Here is a 20090-nt window from a genome sequence, read left to right on the forward strand (position 1 = left end):
ATGAGTTTGGGTCTGTGGAAAGCATTTTGCTCCTTGGCACCATTTACCCACCCCTTAATCCCCGCCCGAACGGGAAACTTGGTGGTAAATTGAGATACAGATTTCATCAAAAGTACCGGTGGATAAAACTTGCTAATAAGTTTTTAAAAGTACCAAGGCGTTACCTCTCCTGAGAGAGGAACAAGGAGAGGTTGAGATGGTGCCAGAGCCGCGAAGTTGATTTATTTTGACTGATATTCCTCAAATCATCAACCCAAAAAATGAAAGACATAAAAAAACCTCCGGAGGTTACCCCGGAGGTTCATGGTCATGATGACTATATACCGACCTTCATAGGTAAGGTCTAATTATATTTATTTCAGATCAAAGCGATCTAAGTTCATCACTTTATTCCATGCTTTTACGAAATCTTTCAGAAATTTCTCTTCACTGTCGTTACTGCCATATACTTCGGCAAGTGCGCGCAGTTCCGAGTTAGATCCAAAGATCAGATCCGCACGGGTGGCATTCCATTCAACTTCACCGGTTTCACGGTGACGACCTTCAAAGTAGTTCTCATCATCAGAAGTGGCTTTCCACTCGTATTTGAGATCGAGAAGGTTCAGGAAGAAATCGTTCGTCAGTGTTCCGGGCTTATCGGTAAACACACCGTAGTTAGAACCGTCATAATTGGTATCCAATACACGCATGCCACCAACCAATACCGTCATTTCGGGTGGGGTTAGTGATAGCAGTTGTGCACGATCTACCAGCATTTCTTCGGTAGTGGCAATACTTCGGGCGTGTGGGTTGTAATAGTTACGGAATCCGTCCGCCTGAGGCTTCAACCAGTCGAAGGATTCAACCTCGGTTTCTTCCTGCAGCGCATCCGCACGACCTGGAGTAAAGGGGACCGTGATATCGTGTCCACCTTTCTCAGCTGCTTTTTCAATAGCAGCGGCGCCACCAAGTACAATCAGATCCGCTATGGATACTTTTTTATTACCGGATTGTGCGCCATTGAATTCTTCCTGAATGCCTTCAAGTACGTTCAGCACTCTGTCCAGTTGGTCAGGGTTGTTTACATCCCAGTCTTTCAGAGGAATCAAACGAATGTGTGCACCATTGGCACCACCACGTTTGTCTGATCCACGGAAAGTGGAAGCAGATGCCCAGGCTGTAGAAACCAGTGCAGAGATAGAAAGACCAGAATTCAGGATCTTGCCTTTAAGCTCTTCAACATCTTCATCGTTGATCAGTTCGTGATCAACGGCTGGAATAGGATCTTGCCACAACATTTCTTCTTCGGGTACTTCTGGCCCGAGATAAAGTGATTTGGGTCCCATATCCCGGTGAGTAAGCTTATACCAAGCTTTTGCAAAAGCATCAGCAAACTCTTCGGGATTTTCATAGAAACGTCGGGAAATTTTTTCATAATCCGGATCTACTTTCAGAGCCAGATCAGTGGTAAGCATTACCGGAGGATTCTTCTTATCTGCAATGTGTGCATCAGGAACCGTTTCGTCGCCAGCTCCGTCTTTAGGATGCCATTGCCATGCACCGGCAGGACTCTTTCCTAATTCCCATTCGTAACCAAACAGGTTCTCGAAAAAACCCATGTCCCATTGGGTTGGGTTGTTGGTCCAGGCACCTTCAAGTCCACTGGTGATGGTATCAGGTCCAATTCCGGTACCGTAGCTGTTCTTCCAGCCGAGCCCCATCATTTCCATTGGAGCGGCTTCGGGATCCGGGCCATTGTGATCTTCAGGGCCCGCGCCGTGCACTTTGCCAAAAGTATGTCCGCCGGCTATAAGCGCAACGGTTTCTTCGTCATTCATCGCCATGCGCTTGAAAGACTGACGAATAAATTTAGCTGATTTTGCAGGATCAGGTTCGCCGTTAGGACCTTCCGGGTTTACATAAATTAGGCCCATGTGGTCGGCAGCAAGACGGCCTTCAAGATTTCCGTCATCATCATGACGCTTATCACCCAGCCATTCATTTTCAGGTCCCCAGTTGATATCTTTTTCAGGAGCCCATAAATCTTCACGACCTCCACCGAAACCAAAGGTTTCAAAGCCCATATCTTCAAGGGCTACATTTCCGGCAAGAATCATGAGATCTGCCCAGGAAATTTTCTCACCATATTTTTGCTTGATTGGCCAGAGCAGTCGGCGAGCCTTATCAAGACTCACATTATCAGGCCAGCTGTTTAGTGGGGCAAAACGTTGATTACCGGTGCTTCCGCCACCGCGTCCATCGGCCACGCGGTAAGTACCGGCGCTGTGCCATGCCATACGGATGAAAAGCCCGCCATAATGACCCCAGTCTGCTGGCCACCAATCCTGTGAGTCAGTCATCAGTTCGTGTAAATCCTTCTTTAGTGCCTCGTAATCCAGTTCATTAAACTTTTCGGCATAATCAAAGTCCTCTCCCATAGGATTGGAAGAAGGTGAGTGTTGACGAAGGATATCAAGGTTCAGTTTATTTGGCCACCAGTCCCGGTTTTTGGTACCTCCACCCGCTGTTTCACTTTTTGCAGCGCCATTATGAAATGGACACTTACTTTCATTTTGTGATGTTTCATTCGCCATAGTATCTCCTTTAGTTTCTTCAGTCAATCAGTTATCGATCGGTGTGATTTTTATGTTCCAAAGAAATGGATTCCCCGAAATCAAACCAAATCAATAAAGATTTAAGCTGCGATAGGTTTTCTTTATGAAAGGAGTAAAACAGCCACTAAAGAGTATTAAACACCCAATATTCAATTAGGAGGCACTCTAAGGCTTATCTGTTTTTCTTACCATTTGCAGATTAGCGAAAAGCTAAATCAAAGCACGGTTTTGAGCTCAATATCAAAAATAAGGTTGGCGTTGGGAGGGATAGCATTGCCGGAGCCGCGACTGCCATAACCGTAAACCGATGGAATGTAGAGCGTGATGCTTCCGCCTTCTTCAAGCAAGGGGATACCGACTTGCCAGCCGGTGATAAGCCGGTTCAATCCAAAAGCTACGGAACTGTCAGTACCGTCAAATACATTGCCGTTTGACATCAGGCGCCCCTCGTAAGTAACGGCTACGGTTTTGCAAAGAGATGGGCTTTTACCGTCGCCGGGGTTGTGGATGACGTAGCGTATGCCTGAAGGATCTACTTCAGCATCAATGTTATTTTCGGATAGATAGCTTTCAATCGCATCGATATCTGCTTGCAGTTGGGCTTCGTCCACATTCAGGTTGGGCTTGACATCACAGGAATTATCGGGTAAGCACCCGGATAGGAAAAGGGTGAAAAGGATTCCGGCAGCAAATACAAACGTAGATTTCATGATATCTTTTTGAAATTATAATAGGCTGCAAAGATACGTTGTTTTGTAGCTTAGATGCTGATCGTTTTTTAAAGAAAAAGTTGATGGCAAAGCCTGCTTGTTTTATTGGTCCCAGCTGAGGGTGAAAAAACCTGCACTTTAGTATTCCGAAAAAATCTAATGGCTAAGATCATGGGGTCATTCAGAAGCTACCGCTGAAGAACCTTAGCCAAGAAATGATTGCCAACCAACCAGTGGCAACAGCGCTTGAGCCACTGGAAATATAGCTCAGGAAATTGGTTAAAGATGCTCCGCAAAATGCAAGGTCCATCGGGGGTACCCTCTGGATGACCGGGATGGTGGAGCGACCGGGACTTTCAGTCTCCAACCAACCCCCTGCACTTTCAGTGCAAGGTGGTTTATTTAATGAGCAAGGCTTTCCTCGTATCGGTAAAATTTCTCTGTCCATTTGCCTGGTTTGCATTGATTTTTATCAGGTACATGCCACTGGGTAAATCATCAGCATGCCATCTAAGCGTGTAGCGCCCACTACTCTGAGTTTTATTGAGAAGTTCAGCCACTTTTTGCCCCATTACATTGTATACCTGAATCTGAATATTACTCTTTTCGGGAAGGGCGTAACTGATGATGGTACTGGGATTAAAAGGGTTGGGATAATTTTGATGCAAAGCGAAAGCTATGGGCTTATTCCCTTCGTCCTTTATAGAAACGGCCGGCTCTTGTTCCACAATGTGGATGTCATGAATCCAAACATTCTGGCCCTGAAGCGGTTCTGCAGCTGAGATCTCAAAGAAGTCAATCCTGCTCCAGTCGAAATCCCCTTGTGGTTCGTAGTCCCAACCATCTTCGTAACTACCCGATTCAGCGAAATCAGTTAATGGAATCTGTACAAAATGCCATTCTTCATCGCCAGTAACCATGGTTGCATCAATAGTGGTTGTCATCCGCCATGCATGATCTCCGTCTTCATCCGTTTTGGTATCCACAAACCGGATTTCCATATCCAGATCAGAGGCGTCTGTTTTCATGTAAAATTCGAGCATGTAATTTTCTTCAAGGAGAAGAGTAAGGTCCTTGTCAGGCCTGAAGTCGACTTCGATTTTTCCAAATTTGCGTGCATCACTCCAATGAATACTGAATTCACTTTCGTCGGGCGTATCCTGGTTGTAAAAATTGACCCCTTGCGGATAGCGATAATGAGAGTCATAGATATGATCCCCAAAATAGTCATCATAGATAGTAAAGCCGGTGGTATCGGGCTGAATATTCAGGGGCGTTTGCGGGGGGGTATTGAAGCCCATGGCTTCTACCAATGGCATGTTTAAATCATGCTCGAAGAGTTCATCACTGTCTTTGTAAAACAATCCAAAGCCATCCCGGTAATCCCAGGAAGTCCAGCCGATCTTGTGTTCATCAAAATAACGGGTGACTTCACGATACCAATTTACTCGTGATTCCTGCTGAGCGTTGGGCATATAAACCCCTAACTCACCTACGTAAAGAGGCACGCCACGTTTATTGCCAAACTCAATGGCGATGTCCATTTGTTCTCTGATAAATTCGACATTGCCTTCTTCCGGATAACTATGAAGTGCATCCTCTAACCAGGTACCCTTCAACTCAGAAGGAACAGAGGGCATAGTAGCGGCTTCATAAGGAAAAGGGACACCGGCGAGTGATTCCAGGTTGGGTTCACCCCAAAACGCACCTTGAGTGGTAAAAACAAAAGGTGCATAAAAATGAAAAGTATAAATGAGGTTTTCGTCCTCATACACCGGCATATTTTTCAAATCTTCCACGCCGCCCCAGCCATTGGAGGTAACAATGATGCTATGGGTAGCATCCACGCTTCGGATGGCATCAATGGCTTGCTGTTGAAGCAGAAACCACTCTTCCGGCGTCATATTGGGTTCGTTGGCGATTTCATAATAGATGAATTCCGAACGGTCTTTATAGCGTTCGGCAAGCTGGGTCCATACCGGGACCAGGGCATCCAGACGATCCGAATTTGTGAGAGCTTGCCCTATGGCGTGATTGTCAATGATGATGTGGAGTTTCAGTTCTTCTGCCCAATCTAAAACCTGGTCGAGGAAATTTAGTAGTAACGTATCGATGGTGTATGCCGGGGCACCACTGGTCATGAAATGGAAGTTGATGGGCACACGTACTACATCGGCACCCAGGCTTTTTATGTCAATCAGGTCCTGTTTGGTGTAACGGGTAAAAAAGGTTTCCTGTATGGTATCGTCCTGGAACCATTGGGATAAATTCACTCCTTTTGAAAATGGAGTTTCAACAAGGCCGGGAGGAGGTGATTGTTTTTTTATGTTGATGTCATCGAACCACACATTATTACCTTCAAGGGAAGTCGGTGCAGAAAACTCAAAGCGGTCAATCTTTGTCCAGTCGAAATCTCCCTGGGCCGGGTACCAATGGCCATCAAAGATACCCGCTTCCATAAACTCGGATAATGGAATCTGAACAAGGCGCCACTCTTCATCGCCGGGAACCAGGGTTGCATCAATGGTAGCGCTCATTCGCCATGCCCGATCGCCCGGGTCATCAGTTTGGGTATCCAGGAAATTGATTTCCATATTTAACTCAGGAGTATCCGACTTCATATAAAATTCCAGCATGTACTCTTCTTCAAGTAGAGCAGAAAGGTCTTTGTCAGGATTAAAATCGAAGGTTATGCTTGTATATTGTTGAGGATTGGGCCAGTGAATGTTGAAGTCACCTTCCTGTGGCGCATCTTGTCTATAGAAACTAAGTTGTTCCGGGTAGCCGAAAGGCATCTTGCCTATATATCTGCCAAAGAAATCATCATAAATAGTAAAACCAGTGGTGTCTGGTTGTATGGTTAATGGGGTTTGAGGTGGAGTTTCGAATCCCATCACTTCTAAAAGTGGAATATTCAGGTCGTGATCGAAAAACTCTTCACTATCTTTTTCATAGATTCCCATCCAGTCCGTCCAGCCGATCTTATGTTCGGTGAGATAGCTGGTCACTTCCTCGTACCATTTCAATCTTGAGCTTGGGTCGCTATTGGCTATATAAACCCCTAATTCACCGGCATACACCGGTACGCCCCGCTCATTTCCAAATTGAATAGCGATATCCATGCGTTCTTTAATCGCCTCAACGGTTCCGGTATTAGGATAATTATGATACTCGGATTCCAGCCAGGTACCTTCAAGTTCAGGTGGAAATGGAGGCATGTTTGCAGCATCATAAGGGAAGGGTATCCCAGCCAGCGACTCCATGGAAAGTTCGCCCCAGTCTGCTCCTTGTGTCGTAAAAATAAAGGGTTCATAGAAATGGAAGGTGTAGATGAGGTTGTTATCATCATACACCGGTATATCCTCCATGTCACCTACTCCACCCCATCCATGTGCGGTAACGATGATGGTGTGGGTTTGATCAATACTGCGAATGGTTTCAATGGCTTGTTGTTGAACAGGATACCACTCTTCCTGTGTCATATTGGGCTCATTGGCAATTTCATAGAAGATGTATTCCGAGCGGTCTTTATAATGGTTTGCGATCTGAGTCCACACCGGGATAAGGGCATTAAAAAGCTGGGGATCTGTCAGTGCCTCATCCACGGTATGATTGTCAATAATGAGATTTAGCTGCAGCTCTTCAGCCCAGTTTACCGCCCGGTCAAGTAGATTAAACAGCAAAGGGTCGACGGTGTATTCGGGCGCCCCACTGGTAAAAAGATGGAAACTGATGGGTACCCTAACCACATCCACTCCGATGCTTTTAAGATTGATTAGGTCTTGTTTAGTGTATTCGGAAAAGAAGATGTCCTGCGCTCTGTTCACATACTGAAACCATCCGGATAGGTTTACGCCTCTTGTAAATGGGGTTTCGACGATGCCCGGATCGACTGTAGCCGTTTCAATGGTAAATGGAGTTCTGTTGCGGGAGTACACATTGAGGGTGCTTGCGTCGGTAATTCTGACTTTTGCCTTATCTGAAACTTCTCCCGGCAAAGTGAAAGTATATTGGCCATCAGAAGCCTGAACCTGATCTGCTATTACTTCCCAGGTTTTTCCTCCATCATCAGAAAACTCGATTTCCAGCTCAGTGATATTCTCTGAAGTCCATTCTATAGTAATTTGATCTTCTGCTTCAAGTTCTTCATCGCCTTCGGGATAGGTGAGAGTAAGTGATTTTCCATGGGGCTCAGGCTCAAGTCCGACGAGTGCGGAGACATCATCGGGGTACAATTCGAAGTTATTGACCGGGTAATAACCATGCTGTTCACCAAAATCCCATCGCACATGTATTTCGTCGTATTCATTAAAGCCGTCCGCTATGTAAAAATGCCCGCCTTGATTCACTATGTTTCCGCTGGCTATAATGACGACCCGGCCGTTTCGGAATTCGTTTTTCAAGAGCTCCGTCCAGGCCTCTGTGGTAAAATCATCTTTATGAACAACCTGTGCCGAATTTTTGTAGCCGAAGTTGTTGATGAAGCCATTTCTGAAATCCTCAAGACTGCCACCGGTTACGTATTTGTCTTGAATAGCAGTGGCGGCATGGTAGACTAAAGTTGCTGCATGATGATATTCTTCTTGCGAAGCAGATTGGGGCAGGTAATCCGGCATCTGGTCGAAATTGTATTCTGTTGCTCCGAAATTGGCATGGTAATCGATTCCATACCGGTCGGTAAAACTCACTTCCCCAAAGCCTTTTCTGGGGAATTCCCAATAATGAAGCACCTTGCTGAAAGCAGTAGGACCACAACTGTTGGCAATATGACCATTGATTACTCCATGGCGGTGATCAAAATCAACTTCGGCATAGTAGGCATTCAGCGGGTAGGTATAGCCCATCCACCGGTCACGGACGCGCGGTTCCAAGGCTTCATTACTTTGTTGCAGAGTTCGAAGCTCAAGGTCAAAGCCAAGATCGGAGCTCCCGATTTGATCCTGGTGTATTTCAACTGCAATGACATTGTCGCCGTTTTGGAGATAGTCCGGGTTCAGGTTGAAGGAGTAATAGGTTGATTCACCTGCATCGCTGACGCCTCCTTCGGCCAGTGTAGTATTAGAGATAGCACCAGTGGGCATATTCTCGCGGATCACCTCATGTCCATTCAGGTAAACTACAGCTCCATCATCTCTTAATAAATTCACCTGAATTTTATCGATGACTGCAAGACTGGATACCTCAAATCGCTGCCGGAAATAGTATGCGATAGTGGGATCACTTGACTGTGATTCTCCGGTTTTCTTAAGCACTATATTGTTGAGATATACATCCATGTCGGATGTACCCAGGTCAAAATTGAGTCGGGTTTGGGAATGGTTGGATCCTCCATGGTGAATTCGAAAGCAAATGTTTGGGAGGAGGTAGTAAGGTCAATGGATTCGTTAGTGAATTCATCATAAGGAGAACTTTGCATGCCAACGGTCATGCTCATTGCACGGTTGCCATCTGCCCAGGCATCAAAACTGACCTCGTAAGTCGCGCCGTATTCAATGGTAAGATCTCTTTGGTGAAGCTGTACATGCCAGCCTTGATCTCCGCCATCGGCAATTGAAGCATGCAAAATCCCATTACCTGCACTGAAAGAAGCCGCGGCATTTGTAGTTTGGATGTATTGATCCCATCCGGTCATTCCATTTGAAAAGTTGCCGTTTTCCAGCAGGTTTTCACCGGTTATGGCCGTTGATGCAAAAGTCCCCTCTTTAGCCATTTGCTTGGTTTGTAAGCCGGAATTCAATGTGGTCTGTTCAATCCCGTCTCCGAAACCAAGTATGCCGGGGCCAGCTGGCCAGCTGCTATCATCGTAATTAAAATCAACCCACGCTGCTCCCGGAAAGGAGCCATCATTCGAATATTTCCAGTTTGAGTTTTTGGGGATGAGTACCTCTTGGGCGAGAATAGTTTTGGAGAGGAAAATTGAGGTGAGAAGGATGAAAAGTGCAGTGTTGAGGACCTTCGAACAGATCATGGCAAGCCTCCAAAAAATGAAATCTCCCCTGCAAGGAAATAGATTTAAATAATAGTTAGATCAAAAAATCAATTCGCTGAAACTCAGTTACCCCGAACTGATAGTGGAAAGGCTACGACTCAAAAACCCATACTTGAAGAACTACGACAGTTTTTGTGAATTACATATGAAGTATCGGGTAGATACAAAAAAAGCCCCGATGCTTGGCATCGAAGCTTTTAAAAAGAAAGGTTGAAGGAGCGATCAATCATCAATCACCCTTCAAAAATCATAAATCCTATACGTCGTTCAATGCTTCATTAAGCGCCTGCAGGCTTTTCTTAGCATCACCAAAGAACATCTGGTTCTTCTCAGCATAGAACAATGGATTGTCGATGCCGGCATAACCGGGACTTAAACTGCGTTTAAAGACTACGGTTCGTTTAGCATCATCCACATTAAGGATAGGCATGCCGTAAATGGGGCTGCCGGGCTCGGTTTTGGCCACGGGATTTACTACGTCGTTGGCTCCTATTACAAGAACTACATCGGTGGTTTTAAATTCCGGGTTGATCTGGTCCATGTCCAGCAACTGATCGTAGGGCACATCTGCTTCAGCCAATAGTACGTTCATGTGGCCGGGCATACGTCCTGCAACCGGGTGAATTCCATATTTAACTTGCACGCCGCGTTCTTCGAGTTTTTGGGCTACTTCTTTTAATACGTGCTGTGCCTGGGCAACGGCCAGTCCATAACCGGGGGCAATTACTACTTTAGAGGCATAAGCTACCTGAATGGCTAAATCTTCAGCGGAAGTTTCGCGAACAGTTTTGTCGCCGTCTTCGCCAGCGCCAGCTCCGCCGGAGTCGCCGCCAAAGGCACCAAAAATCACATTCGTGAGCGAACGGTTCATGGCTTTACACATGATGTTAGTGAGGATAAGTCCTGCAGCACCAACCAGTGCACCGGAAATAATCAGCAGGTTGTTGCCGATCACAAAACCAGCCATAGAAGCCGCTATACCGGAATAGGAGTTCAACAAAGAAATAACCACCGGCATGTCGGCGCCTCCAATGGGGATCACAGAAGTGATTCCGATCAAGAGAGAAAGCCCCAGGATAATCCAGAAAATAGTTTGGTTGGTGGGATCAAAAGTGAATATCCCAATCAGCACCAACACCGCGATCATAGAGCCAATGTTAATTACATTCAGACCGGGAAAAGTAATGGCATTGCCTGAGATAAAGCCTTTAAGCTTGCCAAAGGCGATGAAACTTCCTGTGAAAGTGAGGGCTCCGATGAATACGCCTAAACCGGTGGTTACCAAGCTGTCAGGTGTCATCGTGGTCGGATCAACCAGGCGTGAAAACTCACCCCAGGCTACCAGGGCAGAGGCACCACCCCCAAAACCGTTGAATACAGCTACGAGCTCGGGCATGGCGGTCATGGCTACCTTTTTAGCCAGAACGGCCCCAATCAATCCACCTATGAGCACACCGCCGATAATCCATTCAAAAGAAACAATTTGTTGATCAAAAAGGGTTACTACAATCCCGATAAACATACCAAGTGCCGCAAATTGGTTTCCCTTACGTGCGGTGGCAGGGGAATTCAATAACTTCAGCCCTCTAATGAAAAAGAAGGTGGCTACCAGGTAGATGATTTGGATGGTGTCGGGCAGATAGGGTAAAATAGCTTCTGGTAAAAACTGGCTCATTGGTCATCCTCTTTTTTCTTGAACATTTCGAGCATGCGATCGGTAACCATGAATCCGCCCACCACGTTGATGGTAGCAAATACAATGGCCACAAAACCGATGATTTGACTGGTTTGAGAGTCCACGCCCGAGTGTCCGGCTACGATGAGTGCCCCCACAATGGTGATGCCTGAAATGGCATTGGCTCCACTCATAAGCGGCGTATGCAGCGTTGGCGGGACTTTTGAAATCAGTTCAAAGCCAATGAAACAGGCCAGAACAAAGATGAATAAAGAAAATATTAAGGCTGACATATCAGTAGAATATTGAATATTGAACAAGGAATATTGAATAACGAACTAATCAATAAGTTGCTCAATACATGGTTATCTGATTCAATTCAAAAAATTTGTTTAGACGAATACTTCGATATTCACGATTGAATATTCAATATTCGCTATTCTTTAAGCATCGGGCTTATTACTTCGCCCTGATGGGTGATGGTGGTGTTTTTGATAATCTCGTCTTCAAAATTGAAGTTCGGCTTGCCGTCTTCGAGCAGCAGGTTCAGCAAAGCAACCATATTTTTGGAATATAGCTTACTGGCATGCAGAGAAAGCTGGCTGGGCAGGTTGTATGGACCAACGATACTCACCCCATATTTTTCTACCGTTTTGCCGTGTTCGGTAAGTTCGCAGTTACCTCCATTTTCAGAGGCAATATCCACAATCACCGATCCGGGGGCCATATCTTTCACCATTTCTTCAGTAATAAGTATAGGCGCAGGTCGACCAGGGATAAGTGCTGTGGTAATTACGATATCCGATTTCCTGGCATGCTTATGAATAGCCTCTCGCTGTAGCTCTTGCTTGCTCTTGTCAAGTTCTTTGGCATAACCGCCTTCGGTTTGGGTCTCGTCATCACCCAGTTCTACTTCTACAAATTTGGCTCCCAAGCTTTCCACCTGTTCTTTTACTTCCGGGCGGATGTCGAAGGCTTCTACTACAGCTCCAAGACGACGCAGAGTCGCAATAGCTTGCAACCCGGCCACTCCAGCTCCCAGTACCAGGGTTTTAGCTGGGGGGATGGTGCCTGCTGCGGTCATCATCATTGGGAGGTATTTGTCCAGTTCGTTAGCAGCAATCAGGGCTGATTTGTATCCGGCGATAGAACTCATGGAGGAAAGGGCATCCATATTTTGTGCGCGGGATATGCGCGGTACGGCATCCATGCCCATACCCGTAATGCCTTGCTCTTTAAGCAATTCTACTAATTCGGGATGCTGCAAGGCCCAAAGGAAACAGATAAGAATGGCGCCTTTCTTAAGCTTCTTAATATCGGCTTCATCGGGAGTTTGGATGGTCAGCAGAATATCACACTCCGAAAGTACCTTATCCCGGCTTTCTGCAATTTTAGCCCCGGATTCTTCATATTCTGCATCCGGAAAGTTAGACCCCAAACCGGCGCCTTCTTCAACCCAAATTTCCAGTTCTTGTTTAACTAACTGTGCGGTCACTTCCGGGGTAAGTGCAACCCGGCGTTCATGTTCCGCTGTTTCTTTTAGTACTCCAACTATCACTTTATATCCTCCGTTAAAAACGTTTCGGCAAATAACATACTGAAATGAAAGTTAATCGCAAACTTAAATGGGAGCGCTTTTTTACAAAAATTATAATCTTTCATTGCTTATGTGTGTTTGACTTGTGCTTAAAAGCCCTTTAAAAAAGCAGTTTGGTGATTGATATAGTTGATAATTGTGAAAACTATATGAATCATGGATAAGTGAGCTCTATCTAAACCATAGATATTTTGAGAAATATATTTGTCTGATAAAACCGTATTATTACAGTCGAAAAATCAAACAAAGTCAATTTAGTATTATGGAAGATATTGCAGGAAAAACATTTAAGGTTGTGATCGTAGGTAGTGGTCCGGCTGGACTTACCGCCGCCCTATATGCAGCCCGTGCCGACCTAAATCCCATTGTATTTGAAGGGCCGGAACCTGGTGGACAGCTTATGACCACCACCGACGTGGAAAATTTTCCCGGTTATCCGGAAGGGGTGATGGGACCTAAGATGATGCAGGATTTCCGCGAACAAGCTACCCGTTTTGGAGCCGACTGCCGCTACGGATATGTAACAGATATTGACTTCAGCAAGCAGCCGTACAAAATTACGGTTGATGAAGAAACGGAAGTATATGCGCATGCCATTATTGCTTCAACGGGTGCTTCAGCCAAATGGCTGCATCTTGAAAGTGAGCAAAAGTTGCGTGGTAAAGGTGTATCAGCATGTGCTACCTGTGACGGGGCTTTCTTCCGCGATCAGCACGTAATTATTGTAGGCGGTGGTGATACCGCAATGGAGGAAGCAACCTTTCTCACCAAGTTTGCCAGCAAGGTAACCGTGGTACATCGCCGGGATGAGCTACGTGCTTCTAAAGCCATGCAAACCCGTGCATTCAACAATGAGAAGATTGAATTCATGTGGGACAGCGAGCTGGTAGAAGTGCTGGGCGATAAGGTAGTAGAAGGTGTGAAAATTAAAAATAATAACACCGATGAAGTTATTACCCTTGATGATGTAACCGGTGTATTTGTAGCCATCGGTCATAAGCCCAATACGGACTTGTTTAAAGGCGTAGTTGAGATGGATGATGTCGGTTATATTAAAACAAAAGGACAATCAACAGAGACCGATCTTCCGGGTATTTTTGCCTGTGGAGATGCGATGGATGCGGTTTATCGCCAGGCAGTAACTGCTGCAGGCACCGGATGTAAGGCTGCTCTTGATGCTGAACGCTATCTCGGCGAGCTGGAAAGCAAAGAAGCCATTGCCGAATCCCACTGGAAGTAGAGTATTGATATGGTGATTTAGTGATATAGTGGTAGTGTCGGTTTAAACCTGATAAATCACTATATCACTTTATTACTATATCACCCATTCACTTTTCATCCTTTTTCTTTCCTACCGTTTTCTCTTCTTTTTCTTCGGAATCTGAATCCGTTTCTGAGGATTCTTCCTCCTCCTCTTCATCTTCAATATCAATAATTTCAGCATCTACGGAGTATTCATCTTCGTCGGTGACTTCGCGTTCTACAATGATTTGGTAATCATTAATGAACATGGCGAACATCCCAATGGCAGAAATAACCGGTGCCATAGCTGCAGCTAAAGTAACACCACCGACACCTACGGTAAGATTGGTCTCGAATTTGACTTCGCCTTCTTTGTTCTTAATGATGAGCTTGCGGGCACTGCCTTCCTTGATAAGCTTGCGAATTTGTTTGATGACTTCATTTACGCCGCCCTGGATTTCTTCGTAAATGGTTTTGGCCTTGGTTTTTGCGTCTTCTTTCTTCATGATTTCTACCGTTTGTGAAAATTTTTTGTAAGGAATTGCTTTCTCACCGCTCTAACTACGTAAAGATAATATAAAAGATTCAGGTACAAACTATGCTTTCACGGGTATATTGCGCATCCACTGTCGGGGTGGATGCTCAAATCATCGATGTTGAAACCCATCATACCAACGGGATGGTAAAATTTTTCTTGGTGGGTTTGCCAGACCGGGCCGTCAAAGAATCACGAGACCGGGTAGAAGCTGCCATACGAAATACTGGTTCCTACTATCCGTTGGGAAGAATTACCGCTAACCTTGCACCTGCCGATCTGCCCAAAGAAGGCAATGGCTTCGATTTACCAATTGCGATTGGGATTCTGAATATGTCAGGACAGCTACATACCGATAAGCTGGATGAAACCGTGATGCTTGGAGAATTAGCGTTAGACGGAAAAATTCGTCCCGTTAAGGGCGTGTTACCGGTGGCGGTAGAGGCAGCAAAGAAAGGATTCAAATACCTGGTAGTACCCAAAGAAAACGGTGGTGAAGCGGCAGTGGTCGAGGAATTGGAAGTATTTCCTTTTGAGCATCTGAACCAGGTAAAAGATTGGCTCGAAAACCGCGGAAGTATGGAGCCTTTGCACTGTAACGTGCACGAATATTTTCACCAAAACGGAAAGCATAACCCTCTGGATTTTAGTGATGTGCGGGGGCAGGAAAATGTGAAACGGGCTTTGGAGATTGCAGCGGCAGGAAGCCATAATGTTGTTATGGTCGGTCCGCCAGGCTCCGGAAAAACCATGATGGCCCGGCGCATTCCAACTATTTTGCCTCCGCTGACTTTGGACGAAGCCCTTGAAACAACTAAGATCCATTCAGTCTCAGGGATATTGGAATCAGGCAAGGCGCTAATTACAAGGCGGCAGTTTAGGTCGCCGCATCACACCGTTTCGGATGTGGCCTTGGTGGGAGGAGGTAGTATTCCCATGCCGGGTGAAATCTCGATGGCACACAATGGAGTGCTTTTTTTAGATGAACTGCCGGAGTTTAAGCGGAGTGCACTGGAGGTGATGCGCCAGCCGCTGGAGGATGGTTTTGTATCGATATCTCGGGCACGCATGAGTGTTACTTATCCTAGCCGGGTGATGCTGGTGGCCTCTATGAACCCCTCGCCTGGGGGCGACTGGTATGATCCTAATGATATGAGCGGCACCACCAACATGCAGATGCAACGGTACCTTAGCAAAATCAGCGGTCCGTTGTTAGACCGGATAGACTTACATATTGAAGTTCATAAGGTGAGTTATGAAGAACTTTCGGGTAAGGCTAAAGGAGAGTCTTCGGCAGATATTCGTAAGCGAGTGGTCGGTGCCCGGGAAGTACAGTCGCAGCGGTTTATGGGGATGAAAGGCGTATACAGCAATGCGCAGATGAGCACGCGGATGGTCCGCAAGGTGTGCAAGCTGGATGAAGCTGGCTCTAAAATTCTCAAGAAAGCAATCACTTCCCTAGGACTCTCTGCCCGTGCCTACGATCGCATCCTCAAAGTATCCCGCACCATCGCCGATCTCGATCATTCCGAAACCATCAAGTCCAATCACGTAGCGGAGGCCATACAGTACCGAAGTTTGGACAGAGAAGGGTGGCTTGGTTAGAGAATATCGAATATTGAACAGAGGAATATTGAATAATGAATTATAAAAAATTTGATCTGGAAGAACGGCTGATTCAATTTGCTTTAAACACGTTGGAAGTAAGTGAAAAGCTTCCTAAAACATACATAGGTAAGCATTTAAGTCAGCAATTGGTGCGTTGTGGTACTTCCCCTGCTTTTCACTATTCAGAAGCGAAAAGTGCAGAATCCAGGAAAGATTTTGTTCATAAGCTAAAAATAGGTTTAAAAGAATTAAGGGAGTCATCAACAAATATGAAAATAATTCAAAGAAAACCGCTACTAACGGATCCTATTCTTAATAAAACATTAAAAGAATGCGAAGAATTGATCTCAATTTTTGTGAAGAGTATTCAAACTACTAAGGGGAATATGGATAAAAAATAGTACTTCGATATTCAATATTCCTCTGTTCAATATTCGATATTCAACTAATGGGAACATTTTAGTAGGTACACTTATAAGATTGATATAACAAAAGAGAGAATCATTATGAAAAAACGAACAGCATATTGGCAAGGTGGATTGGTTTTCAGTTTGCCTGTACTCATTATTTTGATGTACCTGTGGCTGGTGCTATAAAATATAAAAACGGTTGACTGAAGCGCTGAAATTGGATAAGCTTTCCATCCATTTTAACTCCAAGATCAGAAAATCATTTTGCCCATTTTTGTTGATGTAGCCCTTCCTGCGGCCGTGCGGAAGCAGTTTACTTACCATGTGCCCGATGAGCTGGATAGCTCCGTTCAGCAAGGGCAACGTGTGTGGATTCCCTTTCGCAACTACTACGCTATTGGGGTGATTGTGAATGTGCATCAGCAAAAACCATCCTTTAAAACCAAACCGGTACGCAAGGTTTTGGACGAGGAACCTTTGCTTTCCGAAGAACTCCTCGATCTTACCCAGTGGATTTCCAAATTTTATTACGCCAGCTGGGGGGAGACCATTCAAGCTGCATTGCCGGCCGGACTTAACTTTGTATCCCGTAAATATCTGAATATTGCTGATGATTTGAATCAGGAGCAGCTCAATGAAGATCAGAAAGAAATCATTGAGGATCTACAGGCAAATAAAACTACACTGAATGAAGCGAAAAAGAGGTGGAAAGGCACTGGCCTGAATAAAGTCTTCTCGAAACTGCTAAAAGACAAAAAGATCGAGATTTGGGAAGAACCGGATATGAAGGTGACGGTAGCTACAGAGCGGGAATGGATTTGGGCCAATGACAAGAATGAAGAAAAAGCCCGTACCTTTTTGGAAAGTGAGGAAGTAAATGAGGATCTAAAATGGACTTCTGCCCTGGCCCATATTGCTGAAGAACTCCCTATCCGTCAGTCCGAGATTCCGGATGATTCGGTGTTCACTTCCTATACCCTCAAGAAATTACAGGATGAAGGGTGGATCACCTACAGGGAGGTGGAAAAGAAAAACGAAATGGAGCATCTGGATCATGAACCGGACTCCATTAAATCCCTTAACGATGAGCAGAGAGCTGCTTTTGGAGAAATAAACGAATCACTTTCTGACGGAAAATTTGCCAATTATTTGTTATTCGGTATTACCGGAAGTGGCAAGACCGAAGTATACATCCATGCCCTGAAAAAGGTCATCGAAAGTGGAAAGGGAGGCATCGTACTGGTACCGGAAATAGCGCTGACCCCTCAAACGGTATCGCGCTTTTATCGCATTTTTGGGGATGAAATCGCCGTGCTTCACAGTCGCATGACCAATAGGCAACGCTTGCAAGCCTGGCAAGATCTTTATTCCGGAAAAAAGAACATCGCCATCGGTCCTCGCTCTGCTGTTTTTGCACCCGTTCAGAATCTTGGGTTGATTATCCTGGATGAAGAACATGATAGCTCGTACAAGCAAATGGATCCGGCGCCACGCTATCATGCGCGCGAAACAGCCATCATGCGAGCTCAAATGAATGATGCCGTAGTGATCATGGGATCTGCCACCCCCAGCATGCAGGCGCTGAATATGGCAGCCAAAAAAAAATGTACGATGCTGGAACTGAATAAACGCCATGCCAACGCTAAACTTCCCGAAGTAAAAGTGTTGGATTTGAAACAGTATAAAGGAGCCATGCGCGGAGAACTGGCAGTTCCATTGTTTATGGCAATGGAAGAGGCACTGGATAAAGACGAGCAAATTATTCTGCTATACAACCGCCGTGGGTACGCCAGTTATTTGCAATGTGAGGATTGTGGACACATCCCTGAAAGCCCAGAGAGTTCGGTGAGTCTGACTTATCACAAGCGAAAAAACCTGCTAATGGATCATTATACGGGCTACTCTCGCCGTAAGGATACCCAGTGTGAAAACTGTGGTTCATCAAACCTGACGATTCAGGGCTCAGGTACACAAAATATTGAAGAGCAGCTGGACGATCTATTTCCCAATGCAAATGTCATTCGTTTTGACCGGGATTCTACATCCCGAAAAGGTGCACATGAAAATATCCTGAAGCAGTTTGGCGAGGGCAAAGCAGACATCCTGATTGGTACCCAGCTGGTGGCCAAAGGGCTCGATTTCCCAAACGTAACGGTTGTTGGGGTAGTAAATGCAGATACCGAACTTGCTTTTCCGTCATTCCAGGCTACCGAACGCATGTATCAGTTGTTAAGCCAGGTTTCGGGACGATCGGGAAGGGGAGAGAAGCCGGGAACTGTATTTTTGCAAACGCGACAGCCCGATAATTCTGCCCTTATTTTTGCCAAGAAACACGATCACCGCGGTTTTGCCCGGCAGGAGATGGAGTTTCGGAAACCGTTGTATTACCCGCCTTTCTCACGATTGATACGTTTTGAGCTTAAATCAACTAAGGGTCATGAAGTAAACATGGCGGCACATGCCCTTAAAAACTCAGCGGAGCGAGTGGTGCCAGATATTCCGGTTTTGGGACCTTCTCCGGCAGCCATCCCCTGGATGAATAAAAAGTTTATTTGGGAGGTTACACTCAAAATAGAACCCGAGCGAGGTGCGCGCTATATCGAGGCTTTAGTGGATAAAACGATGGAAGTGTACGAAGCTGATGTGAAAGGTAAGTTTGGCTCAGTGCGGGTGAACGTGAATGTGGATGCGATTAATTAGGGTGTTACGGTGTTATAGTATGACAGTGTTAAGGTGTTTTGATATAGAAGTGGATTATTCTAAAGTGGGGTGCATCTGCTTTTGAGAAAAGGTTAGGAAAGAGGAGCTAAGTAACGAGCCTGCGAGTTAAACAAAAGAATCGAACTTTGGCCACGAACACCCTCCGCCGGTTTTGGCGAGCCAAAACCGGGCACCTCCCTCAAGGGAGGACTTTATCAAGGTGGAATTCATGTTCTTTACCTTATTATAACTGATACTTTGTATTACAAAACCAAAAAGTCTCTCCTTGAGGAGAGATCAGCCAATCAGCTGTTCCTGATTGGCTGTGAGAGGTGTTGGAGCCAAGGGCTAAAATTACTAAAAAATCAGGCTACTTTAGGCACGGCCCGCTGGAAGCCCTGACGGTTTACATGGCCGATGTATTTACCAATAATGCGTACTTCTTCAAATAAATCCGGCTCAATAAAAATATCCTCATACTCAGGATTTGCCGGTTCCAATCGAAGGCCATCATCATCCCAGTAAATCTTCTTGAGGCTGGTTTCTCCATTGTAAAGCACCGCTCCGATATCGCCATTTTTTACATCGGTGTCCATTAATAGCACAAAGTCACCGTCATAAATGCCCACGTCTTTCATACTAAAACCGGTAACGCGCAGGGCAAAAAGGTCTTCAAGATCAGGAAAGAGCGTATCCATAGTGATACTTCCTAAATTAGCTTCAACCGCTTCCTGCAGACTTCCGGCCGCAATGAGGCCACGAACGGGTATGCCTTCTTTTTCTTCAGTTTCCCCGAGCAGACTTTTCTTTTCTTCGGGGAGATCGTATTCCTCATCATCCCGCTTAACCAAATAGCCTTTCTTCAATAACGCCTGTATATTTTGGGTGACGCTGTTGGGCGATGCATACCCAAAATGGTCGGCTATCTCACGATAGGTGGGCCACACTTCATGTTCCTTTTTGTATTCTACAATAAAGGTGAAAAATTCGTGCTGTTTGCGCGTTAAATGTGCATTATCCATGGCTAGAA

At 45.5% G+C, this 20090-nt stretch carries 13 protein-coding genes; 4 read left to right on the forward strand and 9 right to left on the reverse strand.

All coding sequences use genetic code 11. The features are described 5' to 3' along the window. Positions 1-353 precede the first annotated feature (353 nt). From katG to FN815_RS17095, 7 genes are all read right to left on the reverse strand, one after another. On the reverse strand, positions 354-2573 hold the full coding sequence (gene katG, locus FN815_RS17065; RefSeq protein ID WP_142455996.1) for a catalase/peroxidase HPI: 2220 nt from the start codon (positions 2571-2573) through the stop codon (positions 354-356). 236 nt (positions 2574-2809) lie between these two features. After that, positions 2810-3304 (reverse strand): FKBP-type peptidyl-prolyl cis-trans isomerase, encoded by a 495-nt coding sequence (locus FN815_RS17070; RefSeq protein WP_142455998.1) that lies wholly within the window; start codon positions 3302-3304, stop codon positions 2810-2812. A gap of 398 nt (positions 3305-3702) precedes the next feature. Beyond that, positions 3703-8580, reverse strand: coding sequence for a cellulase family glycosylhydrolase (locus FN815_RS17075; RefSeq protein WP_142455999.1), 4878 nt, complete (start codon positions 8578-8580; stop codon positions 3703-3705). Next, entirely contained in the window at positions 8556-9272 is a 717-nt protein-coding gene (locus tag FN815_RS17080; RefSeq protein WP_142456001.1) for a carbohydrate binding domain-containing protein, read from the reverse strand. Before FN815_RS17080 ends, FN815_RS17075 begins: the two co-directional genes overlap by 25 nt. Positions 9273-9549: 277 nt before the next feature. Beyond that, positions 9550-10968 carry an NAD(P)(+) transhydrogenase (Re/Si-specific) subunit beta gene (locus tag FN815_RS17085; RefSeq protein ID WP_142456003.1) on the reverse strand — a complete coding sequence of 473 codons (1419 nt, stop codon included), beginning with the start codon at positions 10966-10968 and terminating at the stop codon, positions 9550-9552. After that, on the reverse strand, positions 10965-11261 hold the full coding sequence (locus FN815_RS17090) for an NAD(P) transhydrogenase subunit alpha part 2 (protein WP_142456005.1): 297 nt from the start codon (positions 11259-11261) through the stop codon (positions 10965-10967). The genes FN815_RS17085 and FN815_RS17090 overlap by 4 nt, the downstream gene beginning before the upstream one ends. 143 nt (positions 11262-11404) lie before the next feature. Further along, on the reverse strand, positions 11405-12526 hold the full coding sequence (locus FN815_RS17095) for a Re/Si-specific NAD(P)(+) transhydrogenase subunit alpha (RefSeq protein ID WP_142456007.1): 1122 nt from the start codon (positions 12524-12526) through the stop codon (positions 11405-11407). A gap of 301 nt (positions 12527-12827) precedes the next feature. Between FN815_RS17095 and trxB the strand changes: the two genes are divergently transcribed. Continuing rightward, positions 12828-13805 carry a thioredoxin-disulfide reductase gene (gene trxB / locus FN815_RS17100; protein ID WP_142456009.1) on the forward strand — a complete coding sequence of 326 codons (978 nt, stop codon included), beginning with the start codon at positions 12828-12830 and terminating at the stop codon, positions 13803-13805. 88 nt (positions 13806-13893) lie between these two features. Here trxB and FN815_RS17105 read toward each other — a convergent pair whose 3' ends face one another. Further along, the gene (locus FN815_RS17105; protein WP_142456011.1) at positions 13894-14313 is read right to left on the reverse strand and encodes a DUF4342 domain-containing protein; all 420 of its coding nucleotides are present in this window, start codon (positions 14311-14313) and stop codon (positions 13894-13896) included. Between the two features lie 92 nt (positions 14314-14405). Between FN815_RS17105 and FN815_RS17110 the strand changes: the two genes are divergently transcribed. The 3 genes from FN815_RS17110 to priA all read left to right on the forward strand — a co-directional run bounded on the left by FN815_RS17110 (position 14406) and on the right by priA (position 19060). Further along, positions 14406-15947, forward strand: coding sequence for a YifB family Mg chelatase-like AAA ATPase (locus tag FN815_RS17110; RefSeq protein ID WP_142456013.1), 1542 nt, complete (start codon positions 14406-14408; stop codon positions 15945-15947). 35 nt (positions 15948-15982) lie between these two features. Then, positions 15983-16351 carry a four helix bundle protein gene (locus FN815_RS17115; protein ID WP_142456015.1) on the forward strand — a complete coding sequence of 123 codons (369 nt, stop codon included), beginning with the start codon at positions 15983-15985 and terminating at the stop codon, positions 16349-16351. Between the two features lie 273 nt (positions 16352-16624). Beyond that, the gene (gene priA / locus FN815_RS17120; protein ID WP_142456017.1) at positions 16625-19060 is read left to right on the forward strand and encodes a replication restart helicase PriA; all 2436 of its coding nucleotides are present in this window, start codon (positions 16625-16627) and stop codon (positions 19058-19060) included. Positions 19061-19425: 365 nt separating this feature from the next. Here priA and lexA read toward each other — a convergent pair whose 3' ends face one another. Then, positions 19426-20082 carry a transcriptional repressor LexA gene (lexA, locus tag FN815_RS17125; RefSeq protein WP_142456019.1) on the reverse strand — a complete coding sequence of 219 codons (657 nt, stop codon included), beginning with the start codon at positions 20080-20082 and terminating at the stop codon, positions 19426-19428. Between the last annotated feature and the right edge of the window lie 8 nt (positions 20083-20090).

The sequence above is a fragment of the Gracilimonas mengyeensis genome, from assembly GCF_900182705.1.
Lineage (GTDB): Bacteria > Bacteroidota > Rhodothermia > Balneolales > Balneolaceae > Gracilimonas > Gracilimonas mengyeensis.

Coding starts and splice junctions, on each gene's coding strand:
- katG (WP_142455996.1), bottom strand. CDS start 2,573: ATGGCGAATGAAACATCACAAAATGAAAGTAAGTGTCCATTTCATAAT.
- lexA (WP_142456019.1), bottom strand. CDS start 20,082: ATGGATAATGCACATTTAACGCGCAAACAGCACGAATTTTTCACCTTT.
- FN815_RS17085 (WP_142456003.1), bottom strand. CDS start 10,968: ATGAGCCAGTTTTTACCAGAAGCTATTTTACCCTATCTGCCCGACACC.
- FN815_RS17115 (WP_142456015.1), top strand. CDS start 15,983: ATGAATTATAAAAAATTTGATCTGGAAGAACGGCTGATTCAATTTGCT.
- FN815_RS17080 (WP_142456001.1), bottom strand. CDS start 9,272: ATGATCTGTTCGAAGGTCCTCAACACTGCACTTTTCATCCTTCTCACC.
- FN815_RS17075 (WP_142455999.1), bottom strand. CDS start 8,580: ATGGATGTATATCTCAACAATATAGTGCTTAAGAAAACCGGAGAATCA.
- FN815_RS17090 (WP_142456005.1), bottom strand. CDS start 11,261: ATGTCAGCCTTAATATTTTCTTTATTCATCTTTGTTCTGGCCTGTTTC.
- FN815_RS17070 (WP_142455998.1), bottom strand. CDS start 3,304: ATGAAATCTACGTTTGTATTTGCTGCCGGAATCCTTTTCACCCTTTTC.
- FN815_RS17110 (WP_142456013.1), top strand. CDS start 14,406: ATGCTTTCACGGGTATATTGCGCATCCACTGTCGGGGTGGATGCTCAA.
- FN815_RS17105 (WP_142456011.1), bottom strand. CDS start 14,313: ATGAAGAAAGAAGACGCAAAAACCAAGGCCAAAACCATTTACGAAGAA.
- trxB (WP_142456009.1), top strand. CDS start 12,828: ATGGAAGATATTGCAGGAAAAACATTTAAGGTTGTGATCGTAGGTAGT.